The sequence below is a fragment of the Xanthomarina sp. genome, assembly GCF_035306605.1.
GTDB lineage: Bacteria > Bacteroidota > Bacteroidia > Flavobacteriales > Flavobacteriaceae > Xanthomarina.
Genome location: NZ_DATGNR010000036.1, coordinates 1 through 3,818, shown reverse-complemented (window position 1 = coordinate 3,818; position 3,818 = coordinate 1). Strand labels below are relative to the sequence as shown.

The 3,818-nt window shown below is 34.1% G+C and carries 6 protein-coding genes; 4 read left to right on the top strand and 2 right to left on the bottom strand.

What is annotated here, in order from left to right:
• Positions 1-372, bottom strand: a 372-nt coding sequence (locus VKY41_RS05890; RefSeq protein WP_500813514.1) for a threonine aldolase family protein, incomplete at its 3' end; no start/stop codon positions are given.
• A 221-nt stretch (positions 373-593) separates the two neighbouring features.
• On the opposite strand from VKY41_RS05890, the gene prfB reads away from it, so the two are divergent.
• A protein-coding gene (gene prfB, locus VKY41_RS05885) for a peptide chain release factor 2 (protein WP_500813513.1) occupies positions 594-1,701 on the top strand; the annotation gives its coding sequence in 2 pieces (ribosomal slippage) (positions 594-656 and positions 658-1,701; 1,107 coding nt in all).
• 79 nt (positions 1,702-1,780) lie between these two features.
• Here the strand turns inward: prfB and VKY41_RS05880 are convergent.
• Positions 1,781-1,924, bottom strand: coding sequence for a hypothetical protein (locus VKY41_RS05880; RefSeq protein WP_500813512.1), 144 nt, complete (start codon positions 1,922-1,924; stop codon positions 1,781-1,783).
• Positions 1,925-2,210: 286 nt separating this feature from the next.
• On the opposite strand from VKY41_RS05880, the gene VKY41_RS05875 reads away from it, so the two are divergent.
• The 3 genes from VKY41_RS05875 to VKY41_RS05865 form a co-directional block, all read left to right on the top strand.
• Positions 2,211-2,687: a hypothetical protein gene (locus tag VKY41_RS05875; RefSeq protein WP_500813511.1), complete on the top strand. Its 477-nt coding sequence runs from the start codon at positions 2,211-2,213 to the stop codon at positions 2,685-2,687.
• Between the two features lie 28 nt (positions 2,688-2,715).
• A complete protein-coding gene (gene arsC / locus VKY41_RS05870) occupies positions 2,716-3,057 on the top strand; it encodes an arsenate reductase (glutaredoxin) (RefSeq protein ID WP_500813510.1) in 342 nt (113 codons plus the stop codon).
• A gap of 121 nt (positions 3,058-3,178) precedes the next feature.
• Positions 3,179-3,818 (top strand): carboxypeptidase-like regulatory domain-containing protein (locus VKY41_RS05865; RefSeq protein ID WP_500813509.1); only part of this gene is annotated, 640 nt, incomplete at its 3' end.

Sequence of the window (3,818 nt, the reverse complement as noted above, 5' to 3'; positions counted from 1 at the left end):
ATCGGGAGGATTAATATTTTCTTCCACTTGCGAAGCTGTAATCATACCTCGATTACCATCAATTAATTTGCAAGAAACTCCACTATTAAATGATGCTCCCCCACCTTCAAAATTAAAAACATGCGCCCACTTATCGGCTATCAGTTGCTCTCCAGGCTGGGTGTGCATTTTTATAGCAGCTTGATTTGCCATACTTCCCGAAGGAAAAAACAAAGCAGAGTCCATTCCAAACATTTCAGCGAGTCGTTCTTCTAATATATTAACCGATGGATCTTCTTTATAAACGTCATCACCTACTTCGGCATGCATCGTCGCTTTTAGCATTTCAGAAGTTGGTTTAGTGATTGTATCGCTACGTAAGTCTATTATCATTATAATTTCCCTTTTAATGGAGTATTAACTAATTCAGGTTTTTCATTTTTCAAAAAATATAAAATTAGACGAAAAATATATTCTGCTCACCAAGTTAATAGTATTTTTGCTTTAAGTTGACATTGAAAAGTAAATTCAAAAACGACTTAAATTCTTTTTAACTATTAAATCAAGTATCATTTTAGGTAAATGTGAAGCCTAATTTGAGTGGACTACAAAATATGAATGTAACAGACCTAATTAAAGACCTTAAAGTGCGGTTAGATGCTTTGAGGCGCTATCTTTGACATTGCTGGAAAGCAAATAGAAATTACCAACGACGAAGAAAAAACCTTTGATCCTGATTTTTGGAATGACTCACAAAAAGCCGAAGCTTTTATGCAGGAACTCCGAAACAAAAAGAAATGGGTTTCCGACTATGAAAACGCAGTTGCTTTAACCGATGAGGCAGAAATTCTACTCGAGTTTTTAAATGATGGTGAAGGAACTGAAAAACAAGTTGAAGTTACTACTAAAAAGGCTTTAGATGCTATAGAGGCATTAGAGTTTAAAAACATGTTGGATGAAGATGGTGACGACATGAGTGCTATTCTTCAAATTACCGCAGGCGCTGGTGGGACTGAAAGCTGTGATTGGGCTAAGATACTAATGCGTATGTATTTGATGTGGGCAGAAAAACACGGCTATAAGGTTAAAGAACTCAACTATCAAGCAGGAGATGTTGCAGGGGTTAAAACTGTTACACTGGAAATTGAAGGTGAATTTGCTTTTGGCTGGCTTAAAGGTGAAAACGGAGTTCACAGATTAGTTAGAATATCTCCATTCGACAGTAATGCCAAACGACATACAAGTTTTGTTAGTGTTTATGTCTACCCATTAGTTGACGACACTATTGAAATTGAGATTAACCCTGCTGATATTTCGTGGGATTTTGCAAGAAGTGGTGGAGCTGGTGGACAGAACGTAAACAAGGTTGAAACAAAAGCAATCCTTACTCACCATCCATCGGGAATTGTAATTCACAATAGTGAGACGAGAAGTCAGTTAGACAATCGTGAAAAAGCAATGCAAATGCTTAAATCTCAACTATATGAGATTGAACTACGCAAAAAAATGGCGCAACGAGCTGAAATTGAAGACAATAAAATGTCTATTGAATGGGGGTCTCAAATTAGAAACTATGTTTTACACCCATATCATTTAGTTAAAGATGTTCGAACGGGTCATGAAACAGGAAACACTGATGACGTTTTAGACGGAGATATAGACGCCTTTTTAAAAGCATATTTAATGATGACTGGGCAAAAAGAAAAAGAAGAAGGACTATAACTGTTTAAGCTTATAATAAGCAGTTAAAAAATGGAGTTTGTTTAAATTAAGCAAACTCCATTTTTTTATTTTAAACACTTTATTTTCTTCTCTTTACTAACAAATCCATAGTCCAAAGCACTAACAGCAACAGTACAAACATACCTGCAATGTATTTGGCAGGTTCAAGGCCACCTTCACCAATACCTATAAACCCTATCACACCAAAAACAATAGCGAGCACTATACAAGTTGCCTTCCAATGTAGTATGGAATCTATATTTAGGAATTAGACTTAAGAAATTTTCACATAAATTTAACTAATTTAAATGTATTACATGCTTTTTTAGTTTAAAAAGTTTATGATTTCATAATTAACAGCAGTTTACTGTAGTGTTATTGCTATATAAAATATACCATAGCCAAACAGAATCACGTTATATTCTATACAATCACTAATAAAAAGCAATTAAGCTTTCGTGCAATTTTGACTTGACGAAAACCCTAGTATCTTTGCAGGAAAGTTCAAAATGAAGGCTGCAAGTTTAAAAGAAATAAAAACTGAGTTAAACCATCGTTCAACTCAAGAGTTGTTAGAGTTGTGTCTTCGGCTTTCAAAATTCAAAAAAGAAAACAAGGAACTCCTCACCTACCTCTTGTTCGAATCGTCAAACGAAGAAGCTTATATAGAAAGTATAAAATCTCTAATTGACGATAGCTTTGAAGAAATCAACACAAAGACTTACTACTATATAAAAAAGAGTGTTAGAAAGATTTTACGTGAGACTAAAAAATTTATCCGCTATTCTCAAAATAAAGAAACCGAAATAGAACTTTTAATCTATTTTTGCGAAAAATTAAAACACTTAACTCCTTCTATAAAGCGAGATAAGACGTTAACTAATTTATATCAAAGGCAAATTAGCTATATAAAAAGAAAAGTAAGTACTATGCACGAAGATTTACAGTTTGATTATACGATGGAAATCGACAAGTTAGAATCTTAGCATACTATTTAACAACAAAAAAACAATCATGACTACTTTGTATCATAACCCACGTTGCAGCAAGTCTAGAGAAGCCTTGCAATTACTAGAAGAAAAAGGAGAATCTATTGAAATAATCAAATATCTCGAAACTCCACTAACCAAAGAAGAGTTAACCAAATTGATTCAATTAATTGATATTGAGCCTATAGAGTTAGTTCGCACTAATGAAAAAGATTGGAAGGAGAATTTCAAAGGAAAGACACTCACAAACGAAGAAATCATTGAAGCTATGGTAGCTTACCCTAAGTTAATTGAGCGTCCAATAGCAGTAAAAGGTCAGCATGCAGCAATTGGCAGACCCCCTGAGAATGTTTTAGAGATTCTATAAATCATTACTCTTCATCTACATACAGCAAATACAATACTTCAATATTTTATTTTAACAAAAATTTGACAATCCTCTATTAAACCTATTAGAGGTTGTTTAGTCAAACCTTATAAAACTATATATGAGATTTATTTTTTCGTCCCTCCTAATTTTATTCGCATTAGGTTTATCTGCACAACAACAGCAAAAACAAGTTACAATTAAAGGAACTGTAATGGAAGAAGGAACTAATTTTCCTCTTGAATATGCTACAGTATCTTTCACAAACTCCAAAGGAGAAATTGTAACAGGTGGTATTACAAATCCAGATGGACATTATAGTATAGACGTTCCTGCAGGAGTTTACACCGTGAAATTTGAGTTTATTTCTTATAAAACTCAAACACTAAAAAATCAGAACTTAAACAAAAACACAACCCTACCCACAATTACACTAGATTTGGACGCTGCTGGTTTAGATGAGGTTGTAATTCGTGCTGAAACTACTGAAGTTCAAATTCGATTAGATAAAAAGATATATAATATAGGTAAAGATTTAACCTCTGGAGGAGCAACAGTTAGTGATGCACTTAGCAATGTTCCTTCTGTAACCGTAGATGTTGATGGTGCTATTGCACTTCGAGGTAATGAGAATGTGAAAATCTTAATCAACGGTAAACCATCTGCTATTGCTGGATTTGGTTCAACCGATGCGTTGAGACAGCTGCCTGCCGATGCCATAGACAGAGTTGAGGTAATTACATCTCCTTCAGCTCGTTATG